Here is a 14,879-nt window from a genome sequence, read left to right on the forward strand (position 1 = left end):
CCGCCGATGACCGTGTCCGGACGTTTCGTCGCCCTGCTCGCGCTGGGCGCGATCCCTGTCGTGCTGCTCGGCGGCACGACAGGACCCGCCTACGCCGCGCTCGGCGGCTGGGTACTGCTGTGCCTGGTGCTGGGCGCGATCGACCTCGCGCTGGCGGCCTCCCCGCGCCGGCTGCGGCTGAGCAGGGAGCTGCCGGCGCGTGTCCGCCTGGGCGCGGAGGCCGCGAGCGAGCTCTTCGTGACGAACACCGGCCCGCGGACGCTGCGCGGCGTGCTGCGCGACGCGTGGGAGCCGTCGGCCGGGGCGGAGCCGACGCGCACCGCCATCAACGTCCCGCCGGGCGAGCGCCGCCGCGTCGTGGTGTCGCTGACGCCGTGGCGACGCGGCGAGCGCCGGGTGGAGCAGGTCACGGTGCGAGCGTGGGGGCCGCTGGGCCTCTGGGCACGGCAGGCCACGCTCTCCGCTCCCGGACGGATCCGCGTGCTGCCGCCGTTCAACGCCCGCAAGCACCTGCCGTCGCGGCTGGCGCGGCTCCGCGAGCTGGACGGCACCACGAGCGTGATGCTGCGCGGCCAGGGCACCGAGTTCGACTCGCTGCGCGAGTACGTGCGCGGCGACGACGTGCGCTCGATCGACTGGCGGGCGACCGCCCGGCGGCACGACCCGACCGGAGGCCGCGGCGCGCGGGTGATGGTCCGCACCTGGCGTCCGGAGCGCGACCGGCGCGTGGTCCTGGTGATCGACACCGCCCGCACCTCGGCGGCGCGCATCGGCGACGAGCCGCGCATCGACACCGCGTTCGAGGCGTCGCTGCTGCTGGCGGCGCTCGCCTCCCGGGCCGGCGACCGTGTCGACCTGGTGGCGTACGACCGCGTCGTCCGCGGGCGTGTGCAGGGAGCGGCCGGCTCCGAGCTGCTCTCCCGGATGGTGGACACGATGGCGGGCATCGAGCCCGCGCTCATCGAGATGGACTGGTCGGCAGTGCCCGCCCAGGTCGGAACGCTCACCAGCCAGCGCTCGCTCGTCGTCCTGCTGACCTCGCTCGACGCGCCGGGAGGCTCGCGCGGCCTCCTCTCCGTGCTGCCGCAGCTCACCCGCAAGCATCTCGTGCTGGTGGCGAGCGTGACCGACCCGGACACGGAGGCCGCGACGACGCAGCGCGACCGCCGCGAGGACGTCTACCGCGCGGCCTCCGCCGAGCGGGCGCTGCTGGACGTGGCGCGCGTCTCGGCCGCGGTGCGCCGCCTGGGCGGCGAGGTGGTCACGGGCTCCCCCTCCGACCTCCCGCCGGCCCTCGCCGACCGCTACCTCGCACTGAAGGCCGCCGGCCGCCTCTGACGCCGGGCACATTCGTGCCGAATGTGCGCTTTGGCGCCGCGAAACGCGACATTCGGCACGAATCGCGGCGCCGGGCGGCGCGCGTCAGCCGGCGACGACGCGGCGGTCGCCCGCCTCGAACTCGGTGAGGTCGCCGGTCTCGCCTGCGCGCACGGCGCGGCCGCCGACGAACAGCATGTAGAAGAGGTACAGGCCGAGCGCGAGGGCGCCGATGGCGATCTTCAGCCATACCGGGAGCGCGGACGGCGTCACGAAGCCCTCGATCAGGCCGGAGACGAACAGGCTGATCACGCAGCCGATCGCGACCGTGAACAGCGCGCGGCCGTCCTCGGCGAGCGCCTGCCCTCGCGTGCGGACGCCCGGCGCGATCCACGCCCAGAAGATCCGCAGTCCCGCCGCGGCGGCGACGAACACGCTGGTGAGCTCCAGGAGGCCGTGCGGCAGGATGTACGAGAACAGCACGTCGCCGCGACCGTAGGCGAACATGACGCCAGCGGCCGTGCCGATCCCAACCGCGTTCTGGATGAGCACGTACGGCACCCACAGCCCGGTGATCCCGAACGCGATGCACTGCGCGGCGATCCAGGCGTTGTTGGTCCACACCTGGCCCGCGAACGACGCCGCGGGGTTGTTCGAGTAGTAGTCGACGAACGAGTGGTTCACGTACTGCTTCAGAGCCGCGTCGTCGCCGAGGTTGCGCAGCACCTCCGGGTTGCCGCTGATCCACAGCGCGTACAGGGTGGAGACGATGACGGTCGCGACCGCGACGGCGAGCACGATCCAGCGGATCCGGTAGAGCGCAGCGGGGAGCTGGAGGGCGAAGAACCGCGGGAGCTGCGAGAACAGGTTCGAGCCGGCGCCCGTGAAGCGCAGTCGCGCCGAGGCGAGCGTCACCGAGAGCCGGTCCCCCACCGCGGTCGAGCCCGCGCTGGTCTGGATGGCCGACAGATCGGCCGCCCCGGACTGGTACAGGTCGATCAGCTCGTCGGCGTCGCGGCCGTCCAGGCGTCGGCGGCGGGCCAGCCGGGAGAGCCTCTCCCAGTCGGCGCTGTGCGCGGCAGTGTATGCGTCGAGATCCATCTGCTTGAATGATAGCCATGACGGCATCCGCGCCCCTCCTCCCGAGTGGGGGCCTTTCGACGGCGAGCCTCTCGACGGGGGGCCCAGCGCCCGAGCGCGAGCTGGTCACGGGCGAGGCCGTCACCCTCGACGTCAAGCCCGCCAGCTACATCCTCCGCGCGGCCGGGACGATCATCGACTGGCTGTTCTCGATGCTCGTCATGCTCGGGCTGATCCTGCTCCTGGTGGGCACCGGCGGCGGCCTCGATCAGGCGCTGGTGCGCGCGCTGATCATCCTCATCCTGGTGTTCGGCATGGTGATCCTCCCGACCGGGATGGAGCTGCTGACCCGCGGCCGCTCGCTCGGCAGACTGGCGGTCGGCGCCCGCATCGTGCGCGACGACGGTGGCGCGATCGGCTTCCGCCACGCGTTCATCCGCGCCCTCGCCGGCGTGCTCGAGATCTACTTGACTTTCGGCGGCATCGCCGCCCTGACCGGCCTGCTCAACTCCCGCTCCAAGCGTCTCGGCGACCTGCTGGCCGGCACCTACAGCCAGCTCGAGCGCGTCCCGCACCCGCAGCCGCTCACGCTGTACCTGCCGCCGCAGCTCGCCGGCTGGGCGCAGACCGCGGACGTCGGGAGGCTGCCCGACCGGCTGTCGCGCCGGATCGCGCAGTTCGTGCGGCAGGCACCGCAGCTCACCGCCGCGGCCAGGTACGGGCTGAGCACCGAGCTCGCCCGCGAGGCGGCGCCGTACGTGTCGCCGCTGCCGCAGGTCGACGCCGAGGCGTTCCTCGTCGCGGTCGCCGTGCTCCGCAGGCAGCGGGACGCCGCCGGGCTGGCGCTGGAGGCCGAGCGGCTGCAGCGGCTGGAGCCGGTGCTCGACGCGCTGCCGCACTCCTTCCCCGATCGCTGACCCGTCCCCGGCCGCTGATCCGGCCGATCCCCCCACGCCAGGAGCGCCGATGACCGAGTACCGTGCCCACTTCGACGCGAGCGTGTCGTTCGTCAACGGCGGCGGCCTGACCGCGGAGGGGTTCCGCCTGGACGTGCCGTCGCCGTCGGTCGACGAGGCGGAGGTCGCCGAGCTCTTCGTCCGCCACCTCGGCCTCGCGCTCGTGGGCGCCGTCGAGCTGCGGGAGCTGCGGATCGTGGCCGAGCCGCACCGCGGCAGCCGCGGGATGGAAACGCCGTGGACGGACGCCCCAGCGCGCCGCGTCGTCGACCTCAGCCACCGCATCCGCGCCGGGCTGGTCACCTACCCCGGCCTGCCCGAGCCGGTCATCACACCGCACCTCACCCGGGAGGACTCCCGCGCGCGCTACGCCCCCGGGACCGAGTTCGCGATGGATGTCATCACGATGATCGGCAACACGGGCACATACCTCGACAGTCCGAACCACCGCTACGCGGACGGCGGCGACCTCGCCTCGCTCGACCTCGCGACCCTGGTCGGGCTGCCCGCCGAGGTCTTCCACCTGGCGGACGCCGCGGAGCGCGGCATCCCCGCCTCGGCGTTCTACGACCGCGACCTGGCGGGCACGGCCGTGCTGCTGCACACCGGCTGGGACACCCGCTTCGGGACGCCGGCCTACGCGTCCGGCGCGCCGTACCTCACCGAGGCCGGCGCACAGCACCTGGCCGACACGGGCGTGACGCTCGTCGGCATCGACTCCCTCAACATCGACGACACCGAGAGCGGCGGCGCGCGCCCGGCGCACAGCATCCTGCTGGCCCACGGCATCCACGTGGTGGAGCACCTGACCCGGCTGGGCGACCTCCCGGCCCGCGGCGCACGCTTCACGGCGGCGCCGCCGGCGGTGGAGGGGTTCGGGACGTTCCCGGTGCGGGCGTTCGCGGAGGTGTGACGAGCCGTCCCGGAGGCCCGCTCAGTCGTGCAGGATCTTCTGGAACAGCACGTGGTCCTGCCAGCGCCCGGCGATCTTCAGGTAGTTCGGCGCGACACCGATCCGCTCGAAGCCCGCGCGAGTGAGGACCGACTGGGACGCGTGGTTGGCCAGCAGGGTCGCCGCCTGCACGCGGTGCAGGGCGTAGTCGTCGCGCGCGGCGTCGAGGAGGGCGGTCAGCGCCACCGACGCCAGGCCGCGGCCGGTGTGGCCGCGGTCGAGCCAGTAGCCGACCATCGCGCTCTGGAAGGCGCCGCGGACGATGTTGCTGAGGTCCATCCCTCCGGCGATCTCGTCGCCGTCCACGATCACGAGCGGCACAGCGGTCTCCAGCGAGCGGAGCGCCAGGAGCTCCAGCGTGCGGGTGCGCTGCCCGGCCTCCGTGAAGAACTCCTCCGAGCGCGTCGGGTCCCAGGGGGCCAGGTGGCCGCGGTTGCGGAGGTAGGCGGCGGCGAGCGCCGGGGCGTCCTCCTCCCGGCGCAGGCGCAGGACGAGGCCGCCGGGGAGCTCCCGGTCTGCGAAGTCGAGCGCCATCAGTAGCGGTAGTGGTCGACTTTGTACGGGCCGTCGACCGGCACGCCGATGTAGGCGGCCTGCTCGTCCGTGAGGGTGGTCAGGTTGACGCCGAGGGCGGCCAGGTGGAGGCGCGCGACCTTCTCGTCCAGGTGCTTCGGCAGCACGTAGACGCCGATCGGGTAGTTCTCGGTCGAGACGTAGAGCTCGAGCTGGGCGAGCACCTGGTTGGCGAACGAGTTGCTCATCACGAAGCTCGGGTGGCCGGTGGCGTTGCCGAGGTTCATCAGGCGGCCCTCGGACAGCACCAGGACGCTGCGGCCGTTCGGCAGCCGCCACTCGTGCACCTGCGGCTTGATCTCGACCTTCTCGGCGCCGCGCAGCGACTCCAGGGAAGCCATGTCGATCTCGTTGTCGAAGTGGCCGACGTTCGCGACGACGGCGAGGTGCTTCATCGCGAGGATGTGGTCGAGGGTCACGACGTTGACGTTGCCCGTGCCGGTGATGACGATGTCCACCTGGTCGATGACGGAGTCGAGCGTGGTCACCTGGAAGCCGTCCATCGCGGCCTGGAGGGCGTTGATCGGGTCGACCTCGCTGACGATGACGCGGGCGCCCTGGCCGCGCAGGGCCTCAGCCGCGCCCTTGCCCACGTCGCCGTAGCCGGCGACGAACGCGACCTTGCCGCCCATGAGCACGTCGGTCGCGCGGTTGAGGCCGTCCGGCAGCGAGTGGCGGATGCCGTACTTGTTGTCGAACTTGCTCTTGGTGACCGAGTCGTTGACGTTGATCGCAGGGAACAGCAGCTCGCCGTGCTTGGCCAGCTCGTAGAGGCGGTGGACGCCGGTCGTGGTCTCCTCGGTGACGCCGAGGATGCCGTCGGCGACACGCGTCCAGCGGTCGGGCGACGTCGCCAGAGAGGCACGCAGCGCGGCGAGGATGACGCGGTACTCGTGGCTGTCGCCCTCGGCGTCGGCGGGAACGGCCCCGGCGAGCTCGAACTCGCGGCCCTTGTGGACCAGCAGGGTGGCGTCGCCGCCGTCGTCCAGGATGAGGTTGGGGCCGGTCCAGTCAGCGCCGGCGACCGCGGCCTCCGCGCTCCAGTCGAAGATCTGCTGGGTGCACCACCAGTACTCGTCGAGGGTCTCGCCCTTCCACGCGAACACGGGGACGCCGGCGGGCGCCTGCGCGGTGCCGTGCGGGCCGACCGCGATGGCCGCGGCGGCCTCGTCCTGCGTGGAGAAGATGTTGCAGCTCGCCCAGCGCACCTGCGCGCCGAGAGCGACCAGGGTCTCGATCAGCACCGCGGTCTGCACGGTCATGTGCAGCGAGCCGGCGATGCGGGCGCCGGCGAGCGGCTGGGAGGCGCCGAACTCCTCGCGGAGGGCCATCAGGCCGGGCATCTCGTTCTCGGCGAGCCGGATCTGGTGCCGGCCCGCCTCGGCGAGCGAGAGGTCGGCGACGCGGAACGGCAGGGACGTGTCAGTGACGGCGGAAGGCATGGGGATATTGTCCCATGCGCTCTTCATCGCGCCAGCCGGATGGCTATTCGGCGCGGATGAGCGCCAGCACCTCGTCGCGGATGCGGGTCATCGTGGGGGCGTCCGCCGCCTCCACGTTGAGGCGCAGCAGCGGCTCGGTGTTGGACGGGCGCACCGAGAACCACCAGAACGGCTCGGTCTCATCGGTGTAGCCGGTGATGGTGAGGCCGTCCAGCTCGTCGAACTCGGCGCGGCCGGTGAACGCCTCCACGACGCGCGCATAGGCGGCGGGGACGTCCTCCACCGTCGAGTTGATCTCGCCGGACTGCGAGTACGGCGTGTACGCCGCCGCCAGCTCGGACAGCGGGCGCTCCTGCGCTCCGAACTCGGCCAGCATGTGCATCGCGGCCAGCATGCCGTTGTCGGCGCTCCAGAAGTCGCGGAAGTAGTAGTGCGCCGAGTGCTCGCCGCCGAAGACCGCGCCGGTCTCGCGCATGGCCGCCTTGATCAGCGAGTGGCCGACGCGCGTGCGGTAGGGCAGCGCGCCTGCGGCCTCGATCGTCTCCGGGACGATGTTGGACGTGATCAGGTTGTGGATGACCGTGATCGGGGCGTCCGGGTCCTCCGCGCGGGCGCGGTCGATCTCGCGGAGGGCGACGATCGCGGCCACCGCGGACGGCGACACCGCGCCTCCGGTCTCGTCCACCACGAAGCAACGGTCGGCGTCGCCGTCGAAGGCGAGGCCGAGGTCGGCGCCGTGCTCCACGACCGCCGCCTGGAGGTCGACAAGGTTCGCCGGCTCCAGCGGGTTCGCCTCGTGGTTCGGGAAGCTGCCGTCAAGCTCGAAGTAGAGCGGGACGATCTCGATGGGCAGCGCGGGCAGCCCGGCGGCCTCGCCGAGCACCGCGGGGACGGTCAGCCCGCCCATGCCGTTGCCCGCGTCCACCACGACCGTGATCGGTCGGATGTCGCTGAGGTCGACCAGGCCGCGCAGGTACGCGGCGTAGTCGGCCAGGACGTCCTGCTCGCGGTACGAACCCGGCTCGGCGACGGGCTCCAGCCCCTCGGCCAGGTAGACGGCCGCACGGTCGCGGACGGCGGCGAGGCCGGTGTCCCAGCTGAGGCCCTGCGCGCCGGCGCGGGAGAGCTTGATGCCGTTGTAGGTGGCGGGGTTGTGGCTCGCGGTGAACATCGCGGCGGGCGCCTGCAGCGCGCCGGAGGCGTAGTAGGACTCGTCGGTGGAGCACAGCCCGATCGAGACGACGTCCGCGCCGCGGGCCTGCGCGCCGCGAGCGAACGCGGCGGCGAACTCCGGGGAGGAGTCGCGCATGTCGTGGCCGACCACGACCTCCGACCCTGCTGCGCCGATCTCGTCGACGAACGCGGCGGCGATCGCGGTCACGATCTCGGGGGTCAGGCCGCTGCCGACCAGCCCGCGCACATCGTAGGTCTTGATCACTGCGGAGAGGGCGTCGCGGTAGTCGTCGATCGAGTCAGATGTGTGCACCCGGTCACCCTACTTGATCTCGCCGAAGACCTCGTGGCGGACGATCTGCCTGCCCCCTACCTGATGTCGCCGAAGACCTCGTGGCGGACGATCTGCCAGCCCTGCGGGGCCGACAGCCGTTCCGCGTGGATGGCGCACAGGTCGTACGAGTGGGGCTCGTGGCTGAGGCTGAGCGGGCCCAGCACCGCCATCGAGTCCGCGTAGACGTACGTGAGCGTCGACACGGCGTCGCGCGGACACGCGACACGGGAACACGGGCGGCTCAACATCGGCCTCAGACTACCCGAGCCCCACCGACGTAGGATTGCGACATGCCCCGCAACCGCCGCACCAGCAGCAACCCCCCGGCGACCAGCCGGTGGCGCAGCCGTCACGGCCGCGGCGCGCGCGGACCGGTCACCGGGCCGCATCTGCCGATGCTGCAGAACCGCATCGACTTCTTCGACATGACCGTGGCCTCCACCGCCGACTACCTCAAGGGCGTCTGGCCGGAGGAGCTGGCGGACGTGCACTTCGAGGTCGCGGCCACGCCGATGGGCAACACCGGGAGCGACGGCGTCGACCGCTGGTACGTCGACCACGCTCGCAGGCGAGTCGTGCTCTACCGGGTGCCCATCCAGCGGCTGACCAAGCTGCACCGCGACGACGACCTGCACCGCCGGATGTACATCGAGGGCTGCGTCTTCCGCGCCGTCGCCGAGTTGCTCGGCAAGGACCCCTGGGACCTCGCGCCCGACCGCTTCCGGCACTTCTGAGCCGGACCGCGGGCGCGGCCCGGCGTCAGTGCGGGTAGACCTCGATCGGGGCCGCGAGCGGACCCGCGGGCGAGACGGCGAACGCGCTGATCTGCCCGTCGCCGATGACGCTGACGCCGACCACGAGGCCGTCGCCTCCCGTGATCGTGTACCGCCCGGTGGCGACCGCCGTACCGGCTCCGCCCTCCGCGGGCACCGTGAGCGAGATCGCGGCGCCGGAGGCCGGCTGGATCTTCACCTTGGCGTCCTTGTCCGCGGCGTTGGCGAAGTGCAGGCGCGCGCCCGGTCCCGGCGGCACGGCGACGAGCTGGGAGTCCGTGATCGGCGGAGCGGACACGAACCACGCGAAGTCGCGCGTCTTGCTCCCGATGACCGACGTGCGCACGGCGGCGACGACGGGGACGCTGGAGCGGACCGTGACGTCGAAACTCCCGTCCTTGAGGTGGTCGAGCGGGATCTCGGCGACGTTGCCCGCTTTCACGGTCTGCGCGTACGAGTTGCCCGCGGCCGTGCCGGCCTCCCCCACGGCGCCGATCGTGATCTGCGCGTCCTGGGTCCCCGCCACGAAGACGCGCACGGTCGGGAACTCGACGCTGACGGCCTCCGCGGACTGCGCGGCGGTGACGGCGGCGAGCGAGGCGATGGTCACCCCGGAAATCGTCTGCACCCGGGAGGGCGCGCCCGTGGGGCCGGCGAGCTCCAGGCCGCGCGGGTCGATGCCCTGCTCGAAGCTCTGCTGCATGGTGGCCACGACGGCGCCGCCGGTGGTGGTCACATGGACCACGGGGGCGGTGGCGGAGGGCGCGAGGCCCGCGAGCGGAACGACCTTCTGTGCTCCGGCGGGGACGACGATGCCGGTCGCGCCCGGCGCCGCGACCCGGCCGGTCTCGGTGTAGAGGTCGAGGTTGACGGTCGCGTCGACGGAGGTCGGGTTGGACAGCAACACGAGGCTGGTCTGGCCGAGGGTGGTCGCGCCGGCCACGAGCCAGCTGTCGGCGCTCGCCTCGGCGCAGGAGGCCGCGGCGAGCCCGGCGAGGTCCTGGCTGGTGACGTTCTGGATCTGGGCGCCCGCGAACAGCGGAGGACGGGTCGCGCCCTGCGGGGTCGCCGCCGTCAGCGCCAGCGGGGCCTGGTCGGCCGAGTCGGTGGAGGCGTCCGGCTTGAGGTTCCTGGTCTGGGTGTCGGGACCGTCCGTGCCGTAGACGCTCGAGAACCTGCCGATGGCGCTCGGCTGGGAGGCCTGGCCGGCGTCGGCGGCGAGGGCGAGCGCGGGGCCGGGGCACACGCGCTGCTGGTCGGCAGGGACCGGGTGGACGGTCTTCGACGGGGCGTCGATCGCGAAACCGGACAGCGGGAGCAGGGTCGCGCCGGCGATGACAGCGGCGGCGATCCCGATGCCGACGAGGCCTCCGATCGCGCGGACGCCGCCCTGGGCGAGGGCACGGCGGTCAGCCACGGTCGCTCCTCTCGATGGCGGGACGGGGCCGGATGATGGTCTCGTCGAGGCCATCCTCCAACGTGGTCGGGGCGTCGAACGAGACGGCGGCCTGGAGGGCGAAGTCGTGGGCGGTGGCGTTGGGGCCGATGGCGGGCTCAGGCAGCGCGGGTTCGGGCAGCGCGGGTTCCCGTAGCGCGGGCTCCGGCGCCGTGACGTGGCTCGGCTCGGGCTTCGGGGCCGTGGTCTCCTCCGGCTCGGGATGCGCCTCGCGCGCCTCGTCCTCGTCCGCGGACTCGACGACGGCCTCGTCCTCCGGCTCTGCGTCCCATTCGTCCAGGCTCTCGCCCGAGACGGGGAGGTCGCCGTCCGACGGCGGGTCAGGCTCGTCGTCCGGTTCGATGGCGGGAGGCTCCCCGCCGTGCTTGCGCGCAGGACGACGGGAGTTCAGCTCGGAGACGCGGTCGGCGGACCGCGTGGTCGGGATGGCCAGCAGCAGCGTGAAGCCGACGATCAGCCCCTGGACGAGGAGCACGATCACGCGCCACATCCCGCCCGCGTCCGGCGGGATCAGCGCCGCAGGCGGCTCGACGGTCGTGCCGCGGTCGAAGGCCCACAGCGAGCCGGTCGCGGTCTGCCCCACGGGAGCGAGCAGCGAGTTCGAGTCCATCGCGACGCTCGCGCGCAGCCGGGTGGCGTCGGCCGCCGTGGTGTCCGGCGTGGTCCCGACGTGCTCGTCCAGCGCCGTCGCCGACGGGGTGAGCAGCACGAAGTCGATGCCGAGCCGCTTCAGCTCGCCCGAGGCGTCGAAGCCGCTGCGCGATGCGAGGTTCCCGGCGAGCGTCGCGAGCTCCTGCTGTCCTGAGGTCAGCGACCGCGCGGTCGAGCCCAGCGTGGTCTGGCCGTCGAGGGTCTGCCCGGCTCCGCGGACGACCTCCGCCCGGATTCCGCCGTCCGGCTGGGGAGTGATCCGCAGCGTGCCGGTGCGCGGCTGGGTCGAGGCCTTCGCCGTCACCACCGCCGGCATCGTCCGCCCGTCGCTCGCCGTCACCAGGGCCTGGCCGTCGTGTGTGGCGAGCGCCGAGGGCACGGCCGCGATCGCGATGGTCACCATCGCGACCCAGGCCGGTGCGAGCGCGCCGCGCCGGAGGGCCGAGAGCGCGAGCACGGCGGCACCGATCAAGCCGAGCCAGTAGAGGCTCACGGCGCTCCCCGGCCAGATCGGCACGACCGCCGACCCGGAGACCGCGAGCTCGACGTGCAGGGCCGTCACGGCGGTGAGGAAACCGGCGAGCGCGACCAGCAGCGCAACGACCGCCCGGACCGTTCCGCGCAGGAAGAGCGCGAGGATCGCGAGGATGCCGAGCGGCGCGAGCAGGATGGGCACGATGATCGTGCCGGGCAGGGCGCCGAGCCCGAACGCGTGCGCGAGGGCGTGCCAGCCGCCGAGCGCGCCGTCCGGGAAGCCGAGCGCGAGCTGCCACGCGGGCGTCTGCCTGGCGTCGAGCGGGACGCCGGGGTCGGCGAAGATCGACAGCCAGGCCCCGCGGGAGGCCTGCTGCCAGACCAGCGGCGCGAACAGCACGAGGGCCGGCAGCGGGATGAAGACGATGCGCGCGGCGCGGCGGCCGGCGAACACGATGGCGGCGATCCAGGCGATCACGAGCGCCGGGATCAGCACAGGGGCGCAGGCGACGGTCGCAGCCGCGATCAGGGCGGTCGTGGCGCTGGCCGTCCACGAGCGTCGGGCGGCGAGGCCCGCGAAGAACAGCCACGGCAGCAGGATGTGCGCGAGCACGGCGCCGGGGCGGCCGCCCTGCAGCGCGACGAGCAGCGTCGGCGCCAGGGCGTAGACGACGGCGGCGAAGGCCCGGAGGGTCGGCCGGACGGTCAGCCGCGCGGCGGCGTACCAGGCGCCGAGGGCCGCGAGCGGCAGGGCCAGCAGCCAGAGCGCCACGAGCGACACGCTCGGCTGCCAGAAGGTGAGGGTGCCGAGCACGGCCAGCACGGCGGAGAACGGGTCGGCGGCGCCGGTGAAGCCGAGGTTGAGGTCGCGCCAGCCGTAGCCGAGGTTCGCCCAGAGGTCGCCGACCGAGGTGTTCAGGGGCAGCATCCCGCCGCCGGTGATCGCGCCGGAGCCGGCCAGCGGGTAGAAGAGGACGACGCCGACGGCCAGCATGGCGAGCACAGCCCAGCCGCCTCCCGTGCCCCAGAAGTCGAGCTCTTGGCGCTCGCCCTGCTGGCGGACCATCGCCGCCTCGCGCTTGAGCGCGCGGCTGCGGCGCACCTCGGCGAACGGCAGCCGCAGCGGAGCGATGGCCGCCCAGCCGACCGTGCGGGCGCGGGAGAGCCGGCGGCGGGCGTTGCCGATCGCCATCCCGGAGAACGCGACCCGGAAGGCCGCGCCCAGCTCGCCGCCGACCGAGCCTGGCTCCTTGCGGAGCAGGCGCAGGATGGAGCGCAGGATCGCCAGCGGCACGAGCGTCAGCCAGTGCGGCACGAGCGCCCAGCCCGGCGCGTAGACCATCCGGCGGTGGAGCTGCGCCCTGCGGCGCTCCCCTGCGAGCTTGCGGCGCACCGACCACTTGCGCGACAGGTTGGGGCCGGCCAGGCCGTCGCCGCCGACGGCGACCCTGGCCTGGGCGACGAGCGTCACGCGGTAGCCGGCCAGGCGCGCCCTGGTGCAGAAGTCGAGTCCGGTGTCGATCGCGGGCAGGGCCGGGTCGAAGCCGTCGAGGGCGTCCCAGACCGGCTGGCGGACGAGCATCCCGGCGGACGACACGGCGAGCACGTCGCTCAGGCCGTCGTGCTGGGCCTGGTCGAGCTCGTTCTCGACCAGCGGACTGGAGGCGCCGAAGGGCGTCATCGACTCGCCGAACTCGCGGATGAACGCGGCGTCGTCGGCGTCGACCAGCTTGGGTCCGACGACGGCGACGGACGGCGAGACCTCGAGCGCGCCGATCAGCGCAGCCAGGGCGTCCGGCTCCGGCGCGGTGTCGTGGGCGAGCAGCCAGAGCAGCTCGTCGGACGAGGTGGTCGGCGGGAGCACGCGCACGGCGGTGGCGATCGCCGTGCCGAAGGACAGCTTCTCCGGGCTGCGGAGGAGCTGGGTGGGCTTGGCGTCGGCGAGGAGGCGGGCGGCGTCATCCGTGCTCGCGCAGTCGACGGCGATCACGGCGTCCGGCTGTCGGGTCTGTGCCGCGAGGGCGTCGAGAGTGCGCTGCAGGCTGCTGCCGCCGCTCGGGGCGACGACGATGGCGGTGACTCTCGGATACATCGGGAGTCAGCCTAAGTTGGGGCTGCGCCGATCCCGGTAGTGCATCGGGCGCGGCGCGTATTCGACCCGGCTCAGCCCGCGCGCTTGCGGAGCTTGCGACGCTCGCGCTCCGAGAGCCCGCCCCAGATCCCGAACCGCTCGTCGTTGGCGAGCGCGTATTCGAGGCACTGGGACCGGACTTCGCACGAGGTGCAGATCCGCTTGGCGTCGCGAGTGGAGCCGCCCTTCTCGGGGAAGAACGCCTCCGGATCCGTCTGCGCGCACAGGGCGTCGGACTGCCAGGCGAGCGGGTTGTCGTCTGTGACACCCGCCCGGACTCCCGGAACCCCGAGTCGCACCGGATCCACGAACCAGTCGTCGGGTACCCCAGAACGATATTCAGGAATTGCCATATCGGTTCCCCACCCTCTAACTGACGTACACGTTTGTCGTGTCGCAATAATTACACCGTTGTCATTCGCTTCCGTCAAGTCGCGAATCGTAAAGCCTTAACGCCTGGTCGAGACTTCACGACGCGCCGAGGCTCGACAACAATCGCGACACGCCCGACCTGTCTACCCCCATCGAGCGACAGGTCAGGACGCCGCCTGCCGTGCTTCCCAGGCGCTGCCTACCATTTCCTCGAGGGAGTGGCGCATCTTCCAGTCGAGGTCGCGCGCGGCGAGCTCTCCTGAGGCAACGATCCTCGCCGGGTCCCCCGGACGTCGAGGCCCCACTTCTGGGGTGAAGGCGATACCGGTCACGTGGGCCACCGTCGACATGATCTCGCCGACGCTGACGCCGTCGCCGCTGCCCAGGTTGTAGACCGCCTGGATCGGCTCCCCCGCGTCCAGGCGCTTGGCCGCGGCGACGTGCGAGACGGCGAGGTCGGCCACGTGGATGTAGTCGCGCACGCAGGTGCCGTCCGGCGTCGGGTAGTCGTCGCCGTTGACCCGCGGGGTCCGGCCGGCGACGAGGGCGTCGAAGACCAGCGGGAAGAGGTTGTGCGGGCTGGTGTCGCGCAGTGCGGGGTCGCCGGAGCCGACGACGTTGAAGTAGCGCAGCGAGGTGTGGCGGAGGCTCGCGGCGACGCCCTGGTCGCGCAGCAGCCACTCCCCGATCAGCTTGGACTCGCCGTACGGCGACTCCGGGCTCTTCGGGGTGGACTCGGTGACCAGGTCGACGTCCGGGGTGCCGTACACCGCGGCGGACGAGGAGAAGACGATCGCGTCGACCCCCGCCTCCTGCATGGCGGCGAGCAGCACGGCGGTGGCGGTGACGTTCTGCTCGTAGGTGTGCAGCGGCCGCTGGACGGACACGCCCGCGTACTTGAAGCCGGCGACGTGCACGACGCCGCTGACCGGGTGCTCGTGGAAGATTCGCTCCAGCAGTTCCCCGTCGAGGATGGTGCCGCGGTAGAAGGGCACGTCGGCCGGGACGAACTCCTCATGCCCGCTGGACAGGTCGTCGACCACGACGACGTCGATGCCCTCCGCCCGGAACGCCTGCACCACGTGGGAGCCGATGTAGCCGGCCCCTCCAGTCACCAACCACGCCACGGGCGTCCTCCTGCTTCGAACGGAACGAGGGATTCACAGCAACCCTAGCGTTCGGAGCGATGACGGCC

General features: G+C 72.7%; 12 protein-coding genes and 1 pseudogene. 4 read left to right on the plus strand and 9 right to left on the minus strand.

What is annotated here, in order from left to right; all coding sequences use genetic code 11:
- Positions 1–6 precede the first annotated feature (6 nt).
- Positions 7–1,338, plus strand: a complete 1,332-nt coding sequence (locus tag ACFQ9V_RS00180; protein ID WP_382457168.1) for a DUF58 domain-containing protein — start codon at positions 7–9, stop codon at positions 1,336–1,338.
- A gap of 84 nt (positions 1,339–1,422) precedes the next feature.
- Here the strand turns inward: ACFQ9V_RS00180 and ACFQ9V_RS00185 are convergent, their stop codons facing one another.
- Positions 1,423–2,418 carry a stage II sporulation protein M gene (locus ACFQ9V_RS00185; protein ID WP_382457169.1) on the minus strand — a complete coding sequence of 332 codons (996 nt, stop codon included), beginning with the start codon at positions 2,416–2,418 and terminating at the stop codon, positions 1,423–1,425.
- 17 nt (positions 2,419–2,435) lie between these two features.
- Here ACFQ9V_RS00185 and ACFQ9V_RS00190 point away from each other — a divergent pair, with 17 nt between their 5' ends.
- Positions 2,436–3,314 carry an RDD family protein gene (locus ACFQ9V_RS00190; protein WP_382457170.1) on the plus strand — a complete coding sequence of 293 codons (879 nt, stop codon included), beginning with the start codon at positions 2,436–2,438 and terminating at the stop codon, positions 3,312–3,314.
- 49 nt (positions 3,315–3,363) lie between these two features.
- Positions 3,364–4,266 carry a cyclase family protein gene (locus ACFQ9V_RS00195; protein WP_382457171.1) on the plus strand — a complete coding sequence of 301 codons (903 nt, stop codon included), beginning with the start codon at positions 3,364–3,366 and terminating at the stop codon, positions 4,264–4,266.
- A 21-nt stretch (positions 4,267–4,287) separates the two neighbouring features.
- On the opposite strand, the gene ACFQ9V_RS00200 is transcribed toward ACFQ9V_RS00195, so the two are convergent.
- The 4 genes and pseudogenes from ACFQ9V_RS00200 to ACFQ9V_RS00215 form a co-directional block, all read right to left on the minus strand.
- Positions 4,288–4,839 (minus strand): GNAT family N-acetyltransferase, encoded by a 552-nt coding sequence (locus ACFQ9V_RS00200; RefSeq protein WP_382457172.1) that lies wholly within the window; start codon positions 4,837–4,839, stop codon positions 4,288–4,290.
- On the minus strand, positions 4,839–6,320 hold the full coding sequence (gene ahcY / locus ACFQ9V_RS00205; protein WP_382457173.1) for an adenosylhomocysteinase: 1,482 nt from the start codon (positions 6,318–6,320) through the stop codon (positions 4,839–4,841). Before ahcY ends, ACFQ9V_RS00200 begins: the two co-directional genes overlap by 1 nt.
- A 43-nt stretch (positions 6,321–6,363) precedes the next feature.
- Positions 6,364–7,806: a phosphomannomutase/phosphoglucomutase gene (locus ACFQ9V_RS00210; protein ID WP_382457174.1), complete on the minus strand. Its 1,443-nt coding sequence runs from the start codon at positions 7,804–7,806 to the stop codon at positions 6,364–6,366.
- Between the two features lie 83 nt (positions 7,807–7,889).
- Positions 7,890–8,075, minus strand: a pseudogene (locus tag ACFQ9V_RS00215) (DUF3499 family protein); the annotation flags it as partial.
- Positions 8,076–8,117: 42 nt separating this feature from the next.
- Between ACFQ9V_RS00215 and ACFQ9V_RS00220 the strand changes: the two are divergent.
- Positions 8,118–8,561: a metallopeptidase family protein gene (locus ACFQ9V_RS00220; RefSeq protein ID WP_382457175.1), complete on the plus strand. Its 444-nt coding sequence runs from the start codon at positions 8,118–8,120 to the stop codon at positions 8,559–8,561.
- A gap of 25 nt (positions 8,562–8,586) precedes the next feature.
- Here ACFQ9V_RS00220 and ACFQ9V_RS00225 read toward each other — a convergent pair whose 3' ends face one another.
- The 4 genes from ACFQ9V_RS00225 to galE all read right to left on the minus strand — a co-directional run bounded on the left by ACFQ9V_RS00225 (position 8,587) and on the right by galE (position 14,811).
- Entirely contained in the window at positions 8,587–10,017 is a 1,431-nt protein-coding gene (locus tag ACFQ9V_RS00225) for a DUF5719 family protein (RefSeq protein WP_382457176.1), read from the minus strand.
- Complete coding sequence (locus tag ACFQ9V_RS00230) at positions 10,010–13,273, minus strand: glycosyltransferase (protein WP_382457177.1); 3,264 nt, start codon at positions 13,271–13,273, stop codon at positions 10,010–10,012. The genes ACFQ9V_RS00225 and ACFQ9V_RS00230 overlap by 8 nt, the downstream gene beginning before the upstream one ends.
- Before the next feature lie 71 nt (positions 13,274–13,344).
- Positions 13,345–13,665 carry a WhiB family transcriptional regulator gene (locus tag ACFQ9V_RS00235; protein ID WP_382457178.1) on the minus strand — a complete coding sequence of 107 codons (321 nt, stop codon included), beginning with the start codon at positions 13,663–13,665 and terminating at the stop codon, positions 13,345–13,347.
- 183 nt (positions 13,666–13,848) lie between these two features.
- Complete coding sequence (gene galE, locus ACFQ9V_RS00240) at positions 13,849–14,811, minus strand: UDP-glucose 4-epimerase GalE (RefSeq protein WP_382457179.1); 963 nt, start codon at positions 14,809–14,811, stop codon at positions 13,849–13,851.
- Positions 14,812–14,879: the final 68 nt, after the last annotated feature.

Origin of the sequence: Leifsonia sp. NPDC056665 (genome assembly GCF_042791795.1) — a bacterium.
Lineage (GTDB): Bacteria > Actinomycetota > Actinomycetes > Actinomycetales > Microbacteriaceae > Leifsonia.